Origin of the sequence: Acinetobacter schindleri (assembly GCF_010918895.1) — a bacterium.
Lineage (GTDB): Bacteria > Pseudomonadota > Gammaproteobacteria > Pseudomonadales > Moraxellaceae > Acinetobacter > Acinetobacter schindleri.
Window position 1 is genome coordinate 1,431,353 of record NZ_CP044483.1, and the last position, 20,477, is coordinate 1,451,829.

Below are 20,477 nucleotides of genomic sequence, written 5' to 3' on the forward strand. Positions count from 1 at the left end.
AGTCATTTTGGCTCAGAGCTTTATAGTGATGAAAGCATATTGATATGCGTTAAGAAAACCATTTTCAACAATAAGGATAAGCTCTATGTCGAATGATAATTTTGATCGTGATTTAATCAAGAATTCTCCGAAAGAAGTACGTGATGATTTAAATGCCGATCCAATTACTGGTGAACCGGGTGCGCATCCGGTAGGTACAGGTGTCGGTGCTGCAGGCGGTGCAGCTGCAGGTGCAGCAATTGGTTCTGCTGCAGGTCCGGTTGGAACTGCTGTCGGTGGCGTAGTCGGTGCAGTGGTTGGCGGGTTAGCGGGTCATGGTGTAGGTGAAGTGGTAAACCCAACCGAAGAAGAAGCATATTGGCGTGAAAATTCATTAAATACGCCTTATTATACTGAAGCACGTACAAGTTATAGCGATCTGGATTATGATCGTGATTATCATACGGCGTATCAGATTGGTTATGAAAACCGTGCCCATTATGATGCTAATACCCGTTTTGAAGATGCCGAATCTGATTTAAGAATCAAATGGGAACAGGTAAAAGGCGAGTCGCGTCTGAACTGGGAGCAGGCTAAATATGCGATCCGCGATGCCTGGAACCGTGTTTCACGTTGATTCTGCTTTAATAATGAGTCACTGAATCTTGACAAGGTCTGAGGTAGCTTCAGATCTTGTCAAACTTTGGTATAGCTATGACAAATAGGTGGATTGATAAATAAAAATAGCCACACTAATAAATATTTTTTTTACAATTTTTACTTGTCAAATACTGATATACCGCGTATTTTAAATTTCATATTCACATTTTTATGAATTACATAACATGCTCAAGCAACCTGTAAACTTAAACGCTTATTATTATTTCTGGCAGTTTAGATGATTGCCTGAATGCGTTCGGGCAAGTAAAAGGTTGCCCACCCAGTTTATACCTGATCGGCAACCCTGATCAGGTTTTTTTATGCTTGTTATATTTACTAATTTTGGAGACAGCCATGACTTACTTTAACTATTCATACTTTAGCAACTTTTATTGGTTCTACTTTAACCAGTTGATGAACCTTAGCACACAGACACATAGACCCATAAAGCTCAAATAAAAGTTCGGACTGTATTGATCAGTCCAAAGGATGAAAGTCATGAATAGCGTTATTACATCACAACAACAGCAAACTGAAACTCTATTAAGCCTGCCGGCAGAATTGAAAGCACAATTGCCATTGTCTCCACAATTGGCTGAACAGATTGCCGGACAGCGACAAACCATACAGAACATTCTAGAGGGTAAAGATCACCGTCTGATGGTGATTACCGGACCATGCTCCATCCATGATGAAGCCTCCGCACTTGAATATGCAGAAAAATTAAAACAGTTACAGGCTCAAATTTCTGATCAGATTTTCCTGGTCATGCGTGCTTACATTGAAAAGCCTCGTACCACAGTCGGCTGGAAAGGTTTCCTATACGATCCTGTACTGGATGGTTCATCCAATATGCAGCTGGGTCTGCAAAAATCCCGCGAACTTTACCTGAACATTATTGGTATGGGCTTACCGATTGCTTCGGAGATCCTTAGTCCAATGGCGACGGCATACTTCGATGATTTACTGGCTTGGGGTGCGATTGGTGCACGTACCAGTGAATCTCAGATCCACCGCGAAATTTCTAGCCAAATGCCATACAGCATCGGTTTCAAAAATGGCACTGATGGTTCGATTCAGATTGCTTTAGATGCGATTCAGTCAGCTTCTCATCCGCATCAGTTCCTGGGCATGAGCCAATCGGGTTTACCATGTATTTTAAATTCCAAAGGCAATCCAAAAGCCCATCTGATTCTGCGTGGATCAAATAGTGGTCCGAACTACCAGTTATCTGAAATCGAGAAAATCAAAGCCAAACATTCAGCGGAATTGCCAGCATTAGTGATTGACTGTAGCCATGGCAACAGTTCCAAAAATCCGATGTTACAACCGGAAGTTTTAGAGCAGATCGTGGCAGAACGCCTACAGACCAATGTTCGCGGTGTGATGCTGGAAAGTCATCTGGTTGATGGCAATCAGAAAATTTCAGATGGTATGGTTTACGGACAGTCGGTTACAGATGGATGTCTGGGCTGGACAAAAACCGAACAACTGTTGTTAAATATGACAGATTCACTGCGACTGGAAGGTTTAAAGCGTAGTGCTTAAATTTACGGTCATGCCTTTCCTCACACTGTTGGGGGAAAGGCATGAGTGAATGCTACTGAGAGGAAGACTGCTTATAAAGTTTCGATCAGCACCGTTACTATGTAGAACATACAGAATAATAATCATTAAAAATATATTTATAAATACATCAAAAAATAAGTGATTTCACAATAACAATAATTTTTCAGGATCTGCATCAAACCGTTTTATATCGCGCGATGGACATGATCTGAGGGACCTGGATATGTATACACCCGAATTGCTCGATGAAGCACGTAAATTTATGCACCATATGCTGACCAAAGTGGTTGAATATGGAGGTTCCGATCTTTTTATTACCGCAGATTTTCCACCAAGTATCAAACAGCAGGGCTTGATGAAACCTTTTGGTCAGCAAAAACTGGCAGCGGATAAAACCCGTTTGTTTGCCTATGCTTTAATGAATGAACGACAGATCAAGGAATTTGAATCAGTGATGGAATGCAATTTCGGTATCAGTGTACCGGGTGTATCACGCTTCCGGGTCAATGTCTTTCAGCAACAGCATAATGTTGGGATGGTAATCAGAACCATTACTACGGAGATTCCAAGCTTTCAGCAATTAGGACTACCAAACTCTTTGCAACAAGTGATTATGGAAAAACGTGGGCTGGTTCTGATTGTAGGTGCGACAGGTGTTGGTAAATCCACCACACTGGCAGCCATGATTGATCACCGCAATACCTATTCTGAAGGACATATTATTACCATGGAAGATCCGGTGGAATACGTGTATCAACATAAAAAGTCCATGATTACCCAACGTGAAATTGGCGTAGATTGTGTTTCCTGGCATAACGCGCTGATCAATACCATGCGTCAGGCACCGGATGTGATCGTGATTGGTGAAATCCGGGATACCGAAAGTATGGAGCATGCGATTGCCTTTGCTGAATCCGTTCATCTGTGTTTGGCCACCCTGCATTCTAATAATGCCGATCAGGCTTTAGACCGCATTATTAATTTCTTCCCGGAAGAACGCCGCAATCAGCTGTTAATGGATTTATCCGCCAATATGAAAGCTGTGATTTCGCAACGTTTGATCCGTACCGAGGATGGGCAAGGTCGTCGTGCTGCTGTTGAAATTTTATTGAATACGCCGCTGGTGTCTGATTTTATCCGTAAAGGAGATTTTTACGAGCTGAAAACTATTATGGCGCGTTCGCGTGAACTCGGCATGCAGACCTTTGATCAGGCATTATTTGATTTGTACAACCAGGGAGTTATTTCTTATGATGAAGCCTTGCGTAATGCAGATTCGAGTAATGAAATGCGTTTGCAGATCAAATTAAAGAGCAGTCGCATCAATCCAGCTCTTCAGGAAGAAGGAAGTAAAATGACGATACTGGAACAATCCAAGGAAACTACACTTTCCAGAAACTGACATACTGCATTTTGCTGAAACCAAGCTGCAATCAAATGCAGTTGAGTTGGATGATAAATTTTCAGCGGTGGTTTAAAGATCATAAAGCTTTAGCCACCAAGGCTTTTAATTTAATTTCCTTATTCAAAAAATAGTATAGGGCGGATTTATTTCGATGAGTTTCCAATTTACTTTCCTAAAATCTGAACTCTAATTTATCAGTAGTTATAACTATTAGATTTTAATTCCATTAAGATCATTTCCCTTTATTTTTATTTTCCTTGAATCAGGTCACAGAATTATTTGAAAAAATTATCTTTATAAATCAAATGTATTTGAGGCTTTTAAAAAAACGCTGCACAATAAAATCAAAATATATTGATATGAGTCTTTTTTTGAAGATTTATACCATTGTGCATTACAGAGGAAAATATGTTCACGGCAGAGTTATTAGAAGAAGCACGTAAGTTTATGCATCATATGCTGACCAAGGTCGTTGAATATGGTGGTTCAGACCTGTTCATTACCGCAGACTTTCCTCCGAGTATCAAGCATCAGGGATTAATGAAACCTTTTGGGCAACAGGAACTTACCCCAGAAAAAACCAAACTGTTTGCCTATGCACTGATGAACGAAAAGCAGCGTAAAGAATATGAAGCAGAACTGGAATGTAACTTTGCCATTACTGTACCGGGCGTTTCACGTTTCCGTGTCAACGTGTTCCAGCAGCAGCTCAATGTCGGTATGGTGATCCGGACCATCACTGCAGAAATTCCGAATTTCCAGAAGTTAAAATTGCCAGAGTCACTCAAGCATGTGATTATGGAAAAGCGCGGTCTGGTACTCGTCGTGGGCGGTACAGGTTCAGGTAAGTCGACTTCACTTGCTGCGATGATTGATTATCGTAATGAAAACTCAGCAGGCCATATTATCACCGTAGAAGACCCGGTGGAATATGTACATAAACATAAGAAGTCAATGATTACCCATCGCGAGGTCGGTGTAGATAGCCATTCCTGGCATAATGCCTTAAAAAATACCTTGCGTCAGGCACCCGATGTGATTCTGATTGGTGAAATCCGGGATACGGAAACCATGGAACATGCGATTGCCTTTGCCGAAACAGGGCATCTCTGTCTGGGGACGCTGCATTCCAACAATGCCAACCAGACGCTCGACCGGATTATTAACTTCTTCCCGGAGGAACGCCGTAATCAGTTATTGATGGATCTGTCTTCCAATATGAAAGCGATTGTCTCTCAGCGTTTGGTCCGTACTGAAGATGGCAAGGGGCGTCGTGCCGCAGTCGAAATTATGCTGAATACACCATTGGTATCGGATCTGATTCTGAAAGGTGATTTCCATGAATTAAAAGCAATTATGGGTAAATCACGCGAACTTGGTATGCAGACTTTTGATCAGGCATTATTTGATCTTTATAACGAAGGTGCAATTTCTTATGAAGAAGCATTGCGTAATGCTGATTCGACCAATGAACTTCGTCTGCAAATCAAACTGAAAAGTACGCGTGCTAACCCAGCCATGAATAATACAGCCACCGCATTTAGTATGGTGGAAGAGAAAAAGCCGGATAATGAAACGGATGAAGATGCCAGTAGCACAGAACAAAGCTCATAAATCTTAGGCGTTTAAACTAAAAACCGACATGAAATAAGGTCGGTTTTTATTACTGGATTAAGCTATAACAGTTGTACGTTGAACCACGAATTTAAAATACAGCAGGCTCAGAGCTGTTAGAGCGGCACAAATAATAAAGGCGAAGCTAAAGCTTTGCCTGGTAATCATCATCCCAACGACTAATGAACCAATGGCAATGCCGATGTCGTAGCAGGTGTAGAAAGTCGAAGTGGCATAGCCAATCCGGTGCTTGGGAGCACGTTGAATGGCGAGAGTTTGCAAGCAAGGTTGAGCACTGCCAAAACCCAATCCGATCAGTACGGCTGCCAGCATAAATCCAGTCAGGGTATGAATCTGACTTAAAACCAATAGCCCCAGACTAAAGGTAAGAACCGCAGGATAAATTACATATTGTGGACCTTTACGGTCATAAATTTTGCCAGTAATCGGGCGTAGGCTCATCATGGAAATGGCAAAAACTACAAAGAATAAGCCTGCGTACTGCATCAGATGAATTGAACTGGCAAAGGGGGCAATAAAGGACATGATGCTGGCATAAGAGAAGGATATCATCATGGCCATTAAGGCAATGGTCAGGGATTTTCTCTCAACAAAATCACTTAAACCCCACTTGGTTTTTTCAGCTTCACTGTCTGGTTGTTTGACTTCTTGCACCGGAATTAGAAAGCAGAAGATATAACCGATAAAGATCATGGCTACCAGTACAGCAGTCACCATGGTATAGCTTAAATAAGGAATAAGACTTAGGCCAATGAGGGGGCCGAGTACAATTCCGAGATTCATCGACATGGCATAATAGCCCATGCCTTCGCCTCGGCGACTATCCGGAATAAACTGGTTTACCACAGGAACACAAACGGTAGTGAGGATACTAAACCAGACTCCATGGATTAAACGCAGAATATATAAATTGGTCATATTGCTAATAAATAAATAGCTAAAAGCAATAAAACAGAACATCGTCGCCGAGATAATTAAAGTACGGCGCTGTCCCAGTTTTTCAATAATCAAACCACTAAATGGGCGGATCAAGATTGCAGAAACCATGAATAGCGTCAGGGTTAATCCGGCTTGGGTTACGCTGCCCCCAAGTTCTTTAAGAATATAAATCGGTAAAATCGTAGTTTGAGCAAAATAAAAAATAAACAAAAACAGATTATTTGCCAGACAAAGCAAAAAGGACTTTGTCCACAACGGCGTTACAGTTGCGTTCATCATGATCCAGAAATTTTAATGTGAGACGCTAGGCCAAAATTAGTATTTTTTTATGGAACATGCTGAATGCGATATTCAGCAACGAAGCGTGTCACGAAGACTATATGGGAGATTATGTGAATAATACAATAAAAAACGACAAATGTGGTGTCATTTTAATATGTAAAAGGTCTTAAAAATTCAGGTATAAAAAAATCAGCCCGCAGGCTGATTCTTAAAACAGGTTAAATTAAAGCCCTGCTTCATATTCAGTATTGCTGAGCAGTTTTTCGACATCTGCGATATTATCTGGCTTGATTTTGTAAATCCAGCCTTTGCCATACGGGTCATCATTAATGAAATCCGGATCATCTTCCAGTGCCGGGTTAATTTCAACAACGATACCAGAAACAGGCGCATGGATATCTGACGCAGTTTTTACAGATTCGACAACACCTGCTTGCTGACCTGCGGTCACGTGTGAATCAAGATCTGGCGCTTCAACATAGACCAGGTCACCTAAAGCATCCTGTGCATGGTCAGAAATACCGGTCACCACAAGATCACCCTCAATGCGTACCCATTCATGTGTACTTGCGTACTTTAATTCTGAAGGATGATTCATTGATAACTCCTTAAATCGCTTAGGTTCATTTTTGACATGATTTATACATTCTTTTGCTGCAAAACAAAAGGCTTATAGATACGGATCTTTACGCCAGTTGCTTGGACTGCGACCACTCCAGCGTTTAAAGGCACGACTGAAGTTGGCGACATCACTATAGCCGAGTTCATCGGCAATCTGTTCCAGAGTGAAGTCTGTTCGTGAAAGCAGGGAAGTTGCATGACGATAACGTACTTCATCGACCAGTGTCGAGAAAGAAGTGCCTTCTGCGGCCAGCTGACGTTTCAAGGTACGATCCGACATATGCAGACGATCGGCGACTGCTTCAATACTAAGATAATGCTGTTCTGAATTGGTCAAAATATCCCGTACCCGCATGGCAATACGATGCCGTTCACCCAGTGCGGAAAGTTCTGCTTCACACTGGTTAATCGCAATCTGGCTGGCAATTGGGTCGGCATGCACCAGTTTATTCATCAGATAGTTTTTATCAAAGCTAAGTAACAGATGTGGCTGTTCAAAACGAAACTGATGCGTAGGGAATTTCACCATAAAGCGTTCAAAACCTTCCGGCTTTTTAAAATCGAAATCGATTTCTCCGGTTGCATCGCTGATCCCGGTAATGGCTTTAGCCATACTGATCAGACCGATCATCAGGGCGATTGAAATTTCAGTACGCAGCGGTTCCATCTGAATATCAGTTTGTAGCTGTACTGTGGCCTTGACCCCAAAGGTCGAGAAGAACAGTTGTAGGAAGGGCAAACGCAACTGAATAAAACGGTTGGCCAGCACCAAAGCTTCGGTAATATTGTTTGCCGTCATGATGGCATAGCCAATAAAGCCATGAATAGAAATACGCATCTGTGTGCCGAGGTGATAGCCCAAGGTCGGTTCACCAGTCAGCTTGAGTGCGTGTTTAACCATATCATTGGCAATGGCAGTTGGAATTCGGAACTCAGGGTCTGCCAGCTGTTCGCTGGTTAACCCAAAAGGTTTGAATAGCGACTCATCGTTATAGCCCCAGCGGGAGATAACGTCGAGAAGCAAAAGACCATAAACACCCGGGATGCCTTGGTCTTGGCGTGGAACAATTATCTTCATGCGCGATCCGTTGCACTCAGTCAAATTTTTTCTATTTATGTGCCCATATTGGCATGAACTAGCCAGTTTTATCTTTAAAATTGTTGGACAAAATGCTGAGCCTTACCCAAACACTTCAAGCAGATTAGCCTGAAATGTGGGTAAAAATCAAACTAAACTGCTGTAAATTCTCGCTTAAATACCAGAATATTTGTGGTTGAATTAAACAGAACCTGATCTTGCTGGTTCAAGGCCTGTGTTTCATAGCGAACGATGCCACGATCAGGTTTACGTTTGGAAGGTTGAATATCAGTGATGGTCACAATCACCCGGATTTCATCATCAGGTCGGGTCGGGCAGGGCCAACGCACATGCGAATCCGCTCCAATCAAACCATAAGCAACCGGGAAACATTCGGTCCATAAACGCATGACCACCGCAGCAGTATGCCAGCCACTGGCGGCTAGACCCCGGAAGATCGGATGCTGTTCGGCCTGTTCCGCATCGACATGAAACGGTTGCGGGTCATAGGCATGAGCAAACTTTAGAATTTCATCCTTACTCATGCGGTAAGAACGACTTTTAAATTCATCACCAATCTGCAGGTCTTCCAGGTATAACATGTTCTATCCTTGTTCTTTTGTGTCGTGTTCTATTAAAAATCCGCCAGTCTGACGTTGCCACAGATGCGCATAAATTCCATTCAATGCCACCAGTTCATCATGTGTGCCTTGTTCGACAATCTTACCCTGATCTAGCACAATCAACCGGTCCATTTGCGCAATAGTAGAAAGACGGTGAGCAATCGCAATCACGGTTTTACCTTTCATCAGCTCATCCAGACTGCTCTGAATTGCCGCTTCAACTTCTGAATCCAGTGCACTGGTTGCTTCATCCAGAATCAGAATAGGTGCATCTTTCAGAAAGACACGGGCAATCGCAATACGCTGACGCTGACCACCAGACAGCTTGACGCCACGCTCGCCAACATAGGCCTCATAACCACGCTTACCGCGCATATCGCTTAGTTGCGGAATGAATTCCTCTGCCTCAGCTTTACGCACCGCCTCAAACATTTCTTCATCCGTCGCATTCGGACGACCATATTTGATGTTTTCAGCCACACTACGATGTAGCAGTGAAGTGTCCTGTGTCACCATGGCAATATTCTTGCGCAGGCTATCTTGAGTCACATCTTCAATATTTTGTCCATCGATTAAAATACGACCTTGGTCAATACGATAGAAATTCAGTAATAATTGAATCAGGGTAGACTTACCGGCACCAGAACGACCCACCACACCGATTTTTTCACCCGGTCGAATGGTCAGGTTCAAACCATCAATCACGTTTTTGTCATTATAGGCAAAACAAACATTATCAAATTTGATTTCACCCTGTTTTAGTTCCAGTTCTTTAGCATCCGGCTTGTCCTGAATCGAAATTGATTTACCCAGAGTTCCCATGCCGTCCTGAATGGTTCCGACATTTTCAAACAATTGCGAGGTTTGCCACATCAGGAATTCGGCAATACTATTCAGTTTCAGTACCATCGCCGTAGTTGCAGCAATAATGCCGAGTTGAGCCTGACCTTCCATCCATAACCAGATCGCTGTCCCTAATACACCGCCATAGAGTACGAGGCTCAGCAATAAAATACTGATTTCATACTGGGCCCCCAGTTGCATCTGTTTATAAACCGTCACCATAAACTCTTGCATGGATGCTTTGGCATACTGGCTTTCACGGCCTGCATGAGCAAAAAGTTTAACGGTCTGAATATTGGTATAGGCATCGGTCACACGGCCAGTCATTACCGCACGGGCATCGGCCTGTTCATGCGAGATTTTGCTGAGACGGGGAATAAAATAGCTGGCAGCACAGATAAACAGTAGCAGCCATACCATCAGTGGAATAATCAGATAAGCAGAAATTGAACCGAGTACGATGTTAATGGTAATGAAATAAATCACTACATAGGCCAGCATATCGCCGAGAATGACCCAGAATTCACGGATCGCCAGTGAAGTCTGCATGACCTTGGCAGATAAACGACCGGCAAAGTCATTGTGGAAGAAATCCAGGCTTTGCTTGAGCAGCAGATTATGGAAACGCCAGCGCAAACGCATCGGGAAATTACTGTATAAAATCTGGTGCTTGATCAAGGATTGCGCACTGGCAAAGAAGATATTGGCCAGCAGGACTATAGTGAGTAAAGTCAGGTTGGTCGCATGTTGCTCCAAAAAGGTGTCTGGCTGACTTTGGCTGAGCCAATTAACCAGATCGCCAATTTTAGCATACAGCAAGGCCTCGAAACTGGCTGCACCCGCAGTACAAAGGACAAGAATCAACAGATAACGGCGTACGCCATAAGCTGCTTGCCAGACAAAAGGGAAAAAACTGGTGGGCAAGGGTTGGTTCAGATTTTTGGTGGGATAGGGGTCTACCAGCCGTTCAAGCCATCGAAACATTAGTGTGCTCTTTTCTCATGCATTTTGCTTTTCACGGATTATAAAGGATTCTGTTTTTATAAGGCTGAATTAAGGTGAAATTGCCACAAAATGATTAACTAAATCAAACTTTAGGTTGCAAAGCTTAAAACCTGGAAAAGTTAATTTCAGGTAAATAAATTTTAAAAAGACATTGATGAGATTACATGTCTAAATCAATAAAAAAAGCCTGAGATGACGTATCATTTCAGGCCTGGAGTAACTGCGTTGAAATTAAGTAATAATTGGCGAAGCAGGCGCTGTAAATACTTCCTTAAAATCGCTGCCTGAAGGTGCCTGATACACTTTCAGGCCAAATTCAGGAATAATTGCCAATACATGATCCATAATATCAGACTGAATATTCTCATATTCAGTCCACACCGTGGTATTGGTAAAGGCATAGATTTCTAGCGGTAAGCCTTCACTGGTCGGCTGTAATTGACGCACCATCAGAGAAAAGTCTTTAGTAATACCCGGATGCTGTTGCAGATAAAATTCCAGATAGGCACGGAACGTTCCTAAATTAGTTAAACGGCGCTGATTATATTGGGAATTATGCTGTAACTGCTGGTTGAATTTGACCAGTTCTTCAGTCTTGGTATTCAGGTAATGATCGAGCAGGATAAAGTTTTTCAGTTTGGTCTGTTCTTCCTCACTCATAAAATGCACGCTGCTTTGATCAATATGAATCGAACGTTTGATACGACGCGCACCAGCTTCCTGCATTCCTCGCCAGTTTTTAAACGTATCCGTCACTAACTTGTTGGTTGGAATGGTCGTAACGGTTTTGTCAAAGTTTTGCACGGTCACGGTATGTAATGACATATCAATCACATCACCGTCCGCATTCAGTGAAGGCATTTCAATCCAGTCACCGATACGCACCATGTCATAAGAAGAAATCTGTACTGAAGCTACCAATGAAAGAATCGTGTTCTGAAACACCAGCATCAGCACGGCAGCCATTGCACCGAAACCGGCCAGCAAGGTAAATACATCCTTTTTCAGGAAGGTACCCAGAATCATTAATCCACAGACAATAAAAATCAGCAGTTTCACTAGCTGCAAATAGCCTTTAATCGGTTTATTGCGTGATTTGGGGTTGCGCTGATAAATCAGGTTAAAAATATTCAGCAATTCACCCAGTGCTAGGGCAATGGTTAGGAAAATAAAAGCCTGAGCACCCATCTGTACAAAGGTCTGCACTTTATCTGACAAGTGTGGAACCGTGCTGATCCCATTCATAATCACAATGGCGGGTACAATATTGGCAATACGGCGAATTACACTGTGTTCCGCAAAGATCGTGTTGTTGGCAAAAGGTAATTTGGAAATCAGTTTACGAATTCCACGAACAACAACCTGTTTGGCAAACAGATTGGCGATAAAAGCCACCGCAATCACAATGCTTAAAGAAGACAGCATTTCCAGCCAAGGGTATTGATCTGCCCAATCTTGAATGTTCTGAATAAATCTAAACTGTTCCAACTGATCTTTCTCTTCAATGTAAAAATGCCATACAGTTTATAGGCTTAGAAATTATTTATTAACCTTGAATAACGTTTTAAAACATATCTGTCCCGTTACAGCATTTTGATCCTTCAATATTATGCTTATAAAAAGATACAAAAACGGATAGAGAAGCAGATTCTGCTTATTTAAAATTTGATTAACCAGCGGTCATCCTTATGACTTGTTGAAATGATCAGGAAAGTTTTAAAACTGTTAATTACATCAGATGAACAGGAGACTTTATCCGCATTTCATATCAGCTCCTAAGTAGCCCAACTATGATAAAGATGCACATCAAAGATCACCCTCCTACAAAAATACAAAGGGTAGAATTATGCAAAAACAGTTAGCAATTGTCGGTCTAGCCTTAGCGCTGAATGCCTGCGGTGATGGGAATGATGATATTTTTAGAGGTGTAGATGGTTTATCCTCAAGCCGCTTGACAGGTGTCTATCTCGGCAGTTTTACAGATGAAAATCTGAGTCCGCGCTCTATTCTAGGTGTGATCGAGAAAAATAGTAATTTCTGGTTATTGTATTCACTGCCAGCAGATAATGGTTATACTGGTATTATGCGTGGGCAGTTTTCTTTATCGGGCAATCGCTTTAGTGCGACCAACATTCGCGACTATAATTTTGCCCTGAATCAAACTGCTAGCGTAACCCTGAATGGTCATTATACGGCGGAAAAGAACCTGCAGGGAAATGTCAATAATACCAATAATCGGCCTTTTAACCTTATTTATAATACAGATTACAGCCGTGACAATACCAGTATATCCAGCCTGCAAGGGCACTATAGCGGTCGAACCACGACTTTAACCAATAATGTAATTACTACAGTCAATATAGACCGTTGCGGAGTGGTGACAGGAATTGTCGGCGATCAGGACAAGTGTGCATTTGCAGGAAGAGTGAGTTCGGAAAACAATGCGCCATATTTTAATATTCATCTGGTCTTAACAGGTTCTGCAAGTTCCGACTGTTTGAATGGGGCACAGGAAGTAGATGGGATATTGCTGAACCAGATTGATAGCCAGTCAATTTATATGATGGCCGAGAACAGCAATCAGCAGGATGCAATTCTGTTTATTGGACAGAAAACTCAAAATTGATCTTAGTCAGAAAGATTTTTAAACAAAACATCTAAGGGTGCTTTTTTATGATCTAATTTAAATGAGTTTTGACTTTTCAAATTAAATCATTCATTTTAAAACCATAATTATTTTAAGTATTTAATAATATTTTTGATTAAAAATACGGGGATAATATGACGATCTTTGTGGTGACCAGTCCGAAACGAGGTTCAGGTAAAAGTACCTTGGCAATGAATCTGACAGAATATCTGCGTCTTCAAGCCAGAACACTCTATATTGATACCGATGACGACAAGCAGAATTTTGAATGGGTGGCTTTGCATCGTACAGGTTTTGGCTTTGAACATATTTCCTTAAAAGACCATCCAGATGAGTTAATGCGGCGTGTAGAACAGGTCAAAACTCAATATGATGATATCGTGATTGATATCGCCGGGCATGATAGTTATGCATTGCGCTCGGTGTTAATGCGAGCAGATAAACTGATTATTCCTATGTCAGCAGAGGCTGAAGAGCAGGAGATGTATACTGAGATGCTGCAACTGGCCATCAGTGTTGCACAGTTTAATACCCAGTTAAAAATCTATGGAATACTGATGCGTGTACCTCAGCAGATCGAAATCTCGCAAATTGAAGCAAATCAGAATTTTCTCAAAGCCATTCCTGGTGCACATTTTTTGAATACTATTATTTATGAGGATGAAGCCTTTGATGATGCAAAGAACTTGGGCTGTAGCATCTGGGAACATTCACCAAAACAAGGGCAACGTTTTGATCAATTTATTCAGGAGCTAATGGCTGATACAGCACAGCCAGTTTGATTGTCTACCTCGAATCATTATGTTAATAGTGCTTAAAAAAAGCTCCCGAAATAGGGAGCTTTTGGCTTTCATGGATTACCACATCAGGTCATCCGGAATCACATATGCTGCATATGGATCTTCTTCATCGGTAGTCTGTTCATTCTTTTCGGAATTATTCACAATGATGAAGCCTTCCATTTTGGCATTGATACGATCCGCCAGTGCTTTAGGCAGGAAAGCATAGCTGTCATTTTCGCGGGCGATCACCAAACTGCCTGCAACCAGGGCATTATAAATTTGCTGATTCAGATAGACTTTCTTGATTTTAGAATCATCAATAAACTGATAGGAAATCTCACCATCAGTATCGCGAATTTTATGCTGATTGATCATCTGCATAATGGCAGCTTTGAGTTCTTTTTCCTGCAGCGCTGCCTTTTTCTCTTGTTCAATGGCCTGATCTTTTGCCAGTTTTTCCAGTTTGACCTGTTCAATTTTCGCCTTGATTTCAGCTTCAGTACTATCACCAGTGCGCTTTTCATGAACGGCCTGCTTTGACAATTTTTTTGCTTTCTTATTATCGACCAGACCTGCCTTTAACAATTGTGCCTGTAGTGCGTTTTTAACCATGAGTATTTCCAGAGAATTAATGCTATAAGCGTCGATAATGTAAATAAATGATCCAGTAAATCAGGCTTAGACTAAGGCTGAGTGCTGCCGGGATCAGGAATGCGTTTAATTTTAAATAAGGATAAATACAGCTGGCAAGAACACCGCCAATTAAAAATCCGATCAGGATCAGTAAATGCAGGATAGTCCGTCGAGATTCAACTTCCAGTCCACGCAACTTATAGCCTAATGACAGCCCAAGATCGGTTAATACACCAGATAAATGCGTAGTGCGGATAATCGTGCCTTTATAGTGACTGACCATGGCATTTTGCACACCCATCGCCACACAGGCCCACAGCAAGCCATAATGAGGAAAATACGGTAACAAGATCCAGCACAGGATAATAAAAAGAGCCACCAGACTGAGCGGATATCCATAACGGCGGCCTAGCTGAAAGTGACTATTTCCCAAGATAAGACCGCTATACATTGAGCCAATGACATAACACGCAGTAACCAGGCACAGATAGAGAATCTGTTCAGGCTGCCATTGCACCAGTGCCATGGCCAGCATACTGATATTCCCGGTCATATGGGAAACGGATTGGTGCAGGAGAGTAACCAGACCGAGTACATTAATCATGCCGGCATTCACGGCAAGAAAAAATGCACCCAGTTGAACCCAGATGGGTAAACGCTGTAATGGCATAACAACTCAACATCTATTGGCAAAAATATTGAATTATCAATATAAGATCAATTAGATGCGCGGTCTACAGCTGTAGTAAATAAAACGTCAGTTGATGAGTTGAGTGCAGTTTCAGTTGAATCCTGCAATACGCTAATCACCATACCGATTGCAACGACCTGCATTGCGATATCAGAAGAAATACCAAACAGCCCACATGCCACTGGAATCAGCAGCAATGAACCACCGGCAACACCAGAGGCACCACATGCAGAGACTGCTGCAACCACAGACAGAATCAGCATGGTACTAAAGTCGGCACTAATACCCAAGGTATTGACTGCTGCCAAGGTTAGAACCGTAATGGTCACTGATGCACCACCCATATTGATGGCTGCACCCAGTGGAATGGCTACACTTGAAGTGGATTCAGACACACCTAAGCGTTTCGCCAGATCCAGATTTACCGGAATATTTGCAGCTGAGCTACGGGTAAAGAATGCAGTGATGCCACTTTCGCGCAAGCAGGTAAAGACTAGTGGATAAGGATTGGCACGTGTCACCAATGCAACCAGTAATGGATTCACTACCAGTGCTACGAAGGCCATCGTTCCAAGCAATACTGCCAGCAAATGACCGTAGCTTTCTAAAGTTTCCAGACCCGCTTCGGCAAAAGTAACTGCTACCAGACCAAAAATACCGACAGGTGCAAAGCTAATTACCAGACGGATCACATGGTTAATGGCATTTGCTGCATCATTTAATACGGTTTTAGTGGTTTCAGATGCATGACGGAATGCAATGCCCAGTGCCACAGCCCAAGCCAGAATACCAATGAAATTTGCTTCAGCAATTGCAACCACCGGGTTCGCAACAAAGCTGAGCAGCAGATTTTTCAGGATTTCACTTAAACTGCCTGGTGGCTGTAAGTCACCTTGTGCAGCGACGTCCAGGAACAGCGTACTTGGAAACATGATGCTGGCAATTACAGCACTCACTGCGGCCAGGAACATGCCGATCGCATACATGTACATGATCGGGCGCATACGGGAGTTGCCTTGACCCACTTTAAAGTTAGCAATGGAAGCTAGAACTAAAATGAAAACGAGGACAGGAGCGACAGATTTAAGAGCTTTAATAAAAAGGTCGCCTAGCAGACTGAGGTAGGGCGCATATTCTGGAAAAACCAGCGCGACACCAATACCAAGTATAATGGCAATGATGATTCGGGAGACTAAACTCATACGCGAAAGGGCAGAGAACATAAGGTTGCCTTGTGTAAATTACGAGGGCTAAATGCGGAAAAAATTTGCGTTATTTTATACTTAAAATTCTATGTGCTTAAAATATATTTTTAGTTTAAATATAAGTTTATGAAAATAAATAATAATTATAGAAAACCACCTATACTTTTTGTCTATAATTTAATCAAAATCAGGTTTTGGACAAAATTTTAAGATGAAAATGTATACCATATATTTATTATAGAAATGCTCTTAAAAAAGTGATCAATTTTGCTGATACTACGAGATGCCTTCAAAATTAATCACGTTGTTCCTGGAACAGTCAAATGAGTTAAATGGAATAATCTTTACTGTGATCATTAAACAGATCGGGGGAGAGATCCCGAATTGCCTGATAGTGCGTCAGATAAATCCGTCCACTGAGATGTTTAAGCAATTTGGATTCCTGTAAGCGATCCATGACTGGTCCTTTCACTTCAGCAAAGTGTAGACGAATATTGAGTTTGGACAGTTCTGTATTCAGATCTTCCAGCATTTCCAGAGCACTAAGGTCAATGGCACTGATACTGGAACAGTTCAAAATGACATGCTTAAGCTGGTCTTTATCACTGACCGCATTAATCAAAAAGCCCTTAAAAGCATTAGCATTCAGGAAGCTTAGATTTTCATCAATACGCAATGAAAGCACCTGATCTGAAGTTAGCACCTGATGGCGCTGCACGTTGCGGAAATGCTGGGTGCCTTCAATCAGGCCGACTACTGCAATATGCGGACGGGAAATACGCCACAGCATCAGCACGAAGGTGGAAATAATGCCAATGACCAGACCTGTCGAGATATCAATCAGCACCACACCAAAGAAAGTTACCCACATGGCAATCCCGTCTGCTTTGGAATAGCGCCAAGCGTTCATAAAGGGCTGGAAATCAACCAGTTTCCAGATCGATACAATAATCGTGGCGGCAAGAATCGCCAGTGGCAGGTCTTCAAAGAAACCGGTAAAAAACAGGCTGACCAAAATAATCAGCAGGGAAGACAGTACACCCGCCATTGGCGTTCTGGCACCAGCATCCGCGTTGACCACAGTACGTGACAAGCTACCAGTAACTGGAAAGGCAGAACTGACTCCGGCACTAATATTGGCAATACCCAGTGCAATCAGTTCCTGGTTACTGTTCAGTTGGCTGCGTTGCTGTAATGCTGTTGCTTGCGCGATAGACAGCGATTCCACAAAACTGATCATCGCAATCATGGTCGCGCCTGGCAGCAAGGTGAGCACTAAATCCCAGTTCCAGTGTGGAAAACTTAAAGGTGGAAATCCGGAAGGAATTGCACCTACCGTTTTGATCCCTTGTGTTTGTAGATTTAGATACACCACAGCCAAAATACCCAAAGCGACTAGCATTAATGGAACAGCACGCACCAGAAAATCAGTCGATCCAATCCGGCTTTGTACAGACTGGGATTTCAGAATTTTTGGAAGATAGATCAGCAGGCCAATGGACAGCAGCCCAAAAACCAGACTTGGCCAGTGAATCAGATGGAGATATTCCAACAGGCTAAACACAAATTGCTGAAGATTATTGGCTTGTAATGGCACATCGACCAGAAACTTAAACTGTCCAACCGCAATCAGCAGCGCAGAAGCAATAATAAAACTCTGAATTACCGGATGGCTAATCAGCTGAATCAAAAAACCAAAACGCATTAAGCCTAATAATAGGGAAATGATTCCGACCATCAGCGCCAATAAAGTTGCTGCTTCGATATAGACGGGTGAACCGACTTCAAATAAAGGATTCAGCGTGGCGAAGGTCATCATGGAAATGATGGCCACAGGACCAATCGACAAGGTACTGCTACTACCTAGCATAGCGTACAGAATCATAGGCAGGATACTGGCATATAGCCCCATGATCGGCGGCAATCCAGCAAGCATGGCATACGCCATACCTTGCGGCACCAGCATGGCAACCACAATTAACGAAGCCAGCACGTCGGACTTGAATTTAACCGGACTATAGTGGCTTAACCATGACCAGGCCGGTAATAATTGCAGCAGTTTTGGCTTCGAATTGGACATATAAAAGTCTAAATCACAAATATAGATATATTATGCACATTTTCTGCTAAGAAATCATGGATAAAAGTGGAGCTTGATCAACCCTCATATAAAAAATGACCTGACCAGTTCTTAGTAATGATTCTGTCTCAAAGAGATGATCTACATATTGAAGATCATCTCCAGTGCTAAGAGGAATGTTTAGACTCTAGATAAAATGCTTAAGCTTTTGCACAGTACAATTGATACAGCGTATTCAGGATGACCACCAGATTCTGATCTTTAATAGAATAGAAAATTTGCTTACCATCGCGGCGGGTACTGACCACATCACTTTTACGTAACATCATCAATTGCTGGGAAAGTGTAGGTTGCTGGATGTGGGTGAGATTTTCAATTTGGGAAACGTTGAGTTCCGCTTGGGAAAGATGACATAGGATGATGAGACGGTCAGTGTTTGCAAGAGATTTCAGGATGCCAACCACCTGATCAGCTGAATCACGCATGGTGGTGATTTCAAGATCGGTATTCATTCAGAATGTCCATAGAGATAAAATACAGCGCGAATGATTATAAAGGTCTGAATCCTTAAACATTTGGTAAAAATCACTTATTTTTATGGCTTTTTGTGAATTTAAATATCAATAAAAATTATATATTTGATATTAAATAATCAGTTATTTTTATTGTATATTAATAACTTATATAACAGTTGATTTGCCATAATAGAGTGCAGATTCCACTTTCTTCTACAAAATCTGAAAATACTTGTATGATGATAGTGCACTTCGAGCTAATAACATCAGGGATATACTAATGAGTACAGATGCAGCATTTCCTACGCCCAACAATCTGGGAATAGCGGTTTACAGTAACAATGCAGAAGCTATTGGCAATACACCTCTTGTGCGCATTAACCGTGCCATCACAGGTGGAGCAACTGTACTCGCGAAAGTTGAGAGCCGTAATCCGGCATTTTCGGTGAAATGCCGTATTGGTGCAGCGCTGATTGCAGATGCTGAAAAATCTGGCAAGTTAAAACCAGGCATGCACATTGTTGAACCAACCAGTGGCAATACTGGTATTGCACTGGCTTTCGTTGCTGCAGCAAAAGGCTATCCACTTACACTGACCATGCCAGCCAGCATGAGTATCGAACGCCGTAAAGTGGTCAAAGCCTTTGGCGCTAACCTGATTCTGACTGAACCTGCGAAAGGTATGAAAGGTGCAGTAGATGAAGCGGTTCGTTTGGTGACTGAACAGCCTGAAACATATTTCCTGCCACAACAGTTTGAAAACCCCGCTAACCCGAAAATCCACGAAGAAACGACTGGCCCAGAAATCTGGGAAGCGACTGGCGGTAATGTTGATATTCTGGTCGCTGGTGTAGGAACGGGTGGTACCATTTCAGGTATTTCACGTTACTTCGAAAAAGTCCGTAACAAGCCGATCTATTCGGTTGCCGTTGAGCCAGCTGAGTCACCAATCATTGCTCAGGCGAAACGCGGTGAATCATTGACGCCTGGACCACATAAAATCCAGGGGATTGGTGCGAACTTTATTCCTGGTAACCTTGATCTTGATCTGGTAGATGAAGTCATTGCAATTGACAGTACTACGGCAGTGGAATGGGCACGTAAAACGGCATCGCAAGAAGGTATTCTGGTGGGTATATCAAGTGGTGCTGCGATGGCTGCGGCTGCACAACTTGCAGCACGTCCTGAAAATTCAGGTAAAAACATTGTGGTAATTTTGCCAGATGGTGGTGAACGTTACCTGTCATCGATATTGTTTGAAGATATTTCTGCAGAATAATTTTCA

At 42.3% G+C, this 20,477-nt stretch carries 18 protein-coding genes; 7 read left to right on the forward strand and 11 right to left on the reverse strand.

Features of this window, described 5'->3' with window-relative positions; translation table 11 throughout:
* Positions 1-85: 85 nt before the first annotated feature.
* The 4 genes from FSC11_RS06990 (at position 86) to FSC11_RS07005 (ending at position 5,227) form a co-directional block, all read left to right on the forward strand.
* The gene (locus FSC11_RS06990; protein ID WP_163165926.1) at positions 86-616 is read left to right on the forward strand and encodes a hypothetical protein; all 531 of its coding nucleotides are present in this window, start codon (positions 86-88) and stop codon (positions 614-616) included.
* Between the two features lie 521 nt (positions 617-1,137).
* Positions 1,138-2,187, forward strand: coding sequence for a 3-deoxy-7-phosphoheptulonate synthase (locus FSC11_RS06995; RefSeq protein WP_163165928.1), 1,050 nt, complete (start codon positions 1,138-1,140; stop codon positions 2,185-2,187).
* Positions 2,188-2,431: 244 nt separating this feature from the next.
* Positions 2,432-3,610 (forward strand): PilT/PilU family type 4a pilus ATPase, encoded by a 1,179-nt coding sequence (locus tag FSC11_RS07000; protein ID WP_163165930.1) that lies wholly within the window; start codon positions 2,432-2,434, stop codon positions 3,608-3,610.
* Between the two features lie 411 nt (positions 3,611-4,021).
* Complete coding sequence (locus tag FSC11_RS07005) at positions 4,022-5,227, forward strand: PilT/PilU family type 4a pilus ATPase (protein ID WP_048881092.1); 1,206 nt, start codon at positions 4,022-4,024, stop codon at positions 5,225-5,227.
* Positions 5,228-5,284: 57 nt separating this feature from the next.
* Here the strand turns inward: FSC11_RS07005 and FSC11_RS07010 are convergent, their stop codons facing one another.
* From FSC11_RS07010 to FSC11_RS07035, 6 genes are all read right to left on the reverse strand, one after another.
* Positions 5,285-6,463, reverse strand: coding sequence for an MFS transporter (locus FSC11_RS07010; RefSeq protein ID WP_163165932.1), 1,179 nt, complete (start codon positions 6,461-6,463; stop codon positions 5,285-5,287).
* Between the two features lie 229 nt (positions 6,464-6,692).
* Positions 6,693-7,067: a glycine cleavage system protein GcvH gene (gene gcvH, locus FSC11_RS07015; RefSeq protein ID WP_004809515.1), complete on the reverse strand. Its 375-nt coding sequence runs from the start codon at positions 7,065-7,067 to the stop codon at positions 6,693-6,695.
* 72 nt (positions 7,068-7,139) lie between these two features.
* Positions 7,140-8,168: an AraC family transcriptional regulator gene (locus tag FSC11_RS07020; protein ID WP_163165934.1), complete on the reverse strand. Its 1,029-nt coding sequence runs from the start codon at positions 8,166-8,168 to the stop codon at positions 7,140-7,142.
* Between the two features lie 152 nt (positions 8,169-8,320).
* Positions 8,321-8,770: a MaoC family dehydratase gene (locus FSC11_RS07025; RefSeq protein WP_004895014.1), complete on the reverse strand. Its 450-nt coding sequence runs from the start codon at positions 8,768-8,770 to the stop codon at positions 8,321-8,323.
* Between the two features lie 3 nt (positions 8,771-8,773).
* A complete protein-coding gene (locus FSC11_RS07030; protein WP_163165936.1) occupies positions 8,774-10,618 on the reverse strand; it encodes an ABC transporter ATP-binding protein in 1,845 nt (614 codons plus the stop codon).
* 252 nt (positions 10,619-10,870) lie between these two features.
* Positions 10,871-12,127 (reverse strand): mechanosensitive ion channel family protein, encoded by a 1,257-nt coding sequence (locus FSC11_RS07035; RefSeq protein ID WP_004809506.1) that lies wholly within the window; start codon positions 12,125-12,127, stop codon positions 10,871-10,873.
* 358 nt (positions 12,128-12,485) lie between these two features.
* Between FSC11_RS07035 and FSC11_RS07040 the strand changes: the two genes are divergently transcribed.
* Together FSC11_RS07040 and FSC11_RS07045 are read left to right on the forward strand one after the other, a co-directional pair.
* Complete coding sequence (locus FSC11_RS07040; protein WP_163165938.1) at positions 12,486-13,265, forward strand: hypothetical protein; 780 nt, start codon at positions 12,486-12,488, stop codon at positions 13,263-13,265.
* 155 nt (positions 13,266-13,420) lie between these two features.
* A complete protein-coding gene (locus FSC11_RS07045) occupies positions 13,421-14,068 on the forward strand; it encodes a ParA family protein (protein WP_163165940.1) in 648 nt (215 codons plus the stop codon).
* A gap of 75 nt (positions 14,069-14,143) precedes the next feature.
* Here the strand turns inward: FSC11_RS07045 and FSC11_RS07050 are convergent, their stop codons facing one another.
* The 5 genes from FSC11_RS07050 to FSC11_RS07070 all read right to left on the reverse strand — a co-directional run bounded on the left by FSC11_RS07050 (position 14,144) and on the right by FSC11_RS07070 (position 19,189).
* On the reverse strand, positions 14,144-14,680 hold the full coding sequence (locus FSC11_RS07050; RefSeq protein WP_163165942.1) for a DUF2058 domain-containing protein: 537 nt from the start codon (positions 14,678-14,680) through the stop codon (positions 14,144-14,146).
* Positions 14,681-14,702: 22 nt separating this feature from the next.
* Positions 14,703-15,371, reverse strand: a complete 669-nt coding sequence (locus FSC11_RS07055) for a YoaK family protein (RefSeq protein WP_163165944.1) — start codon at positions 15,369-15,371, stop codon at positions 14,703-14,705.
* Positions 15,372-15,418: 47 nt separating this feature from the next.
* Positions 15,419-16,615, reverse strand: coding sequence for a serine/threonine transporter SstT (gene sstT, locus FSC11_RS07060; protein WP_008307373.1), 1,197 nt, complete (start codon positions 16,613-16,615; stop codon positions 15,419-15,421).
* A gap of 310 nt (positions 16,616-16,925) precedes the next feature.
* A complete protein-coding gene (locus FSC11_RS07065) occupies positions 16,926-18,677 on the reverse strand; it encodes a SulP family inorganic anion transporter (RefSeq protein ID WP_163165946.1) in 1,752 nt (583 codons plus the stop codon).
* 200 nt (positions 18,678-18,877) lie between these two features.
* A complete protein-coding gene (locus FSC11_RS07070) occupies positions 18,878-19,189 on the reverse strand; it encodes an ArsR/SmtB family transcription factor (protein ID WP_004809492.1) in 312 nt (103 codons plus the stop codon).
* A gap of 283 nt (positions 19,190-19,472) precedes the next feature.
* On the opposite strand from FSC11_RS07070, the gene cysK reads away from it, so the two are divergent.
* Complete coding sequence (cysK, locus tag FSC11_RS07075; RefSeq protein ID WP_163165949.1) at positions 19,473-20,471, forward strand: cysteine synthase A; 999 nt, start codon at positions 19,473-19,475, stop codon at positions 20,469-20,471.
* Positions 20,472-20,477 lie beyond the last annotated feature (6 nt).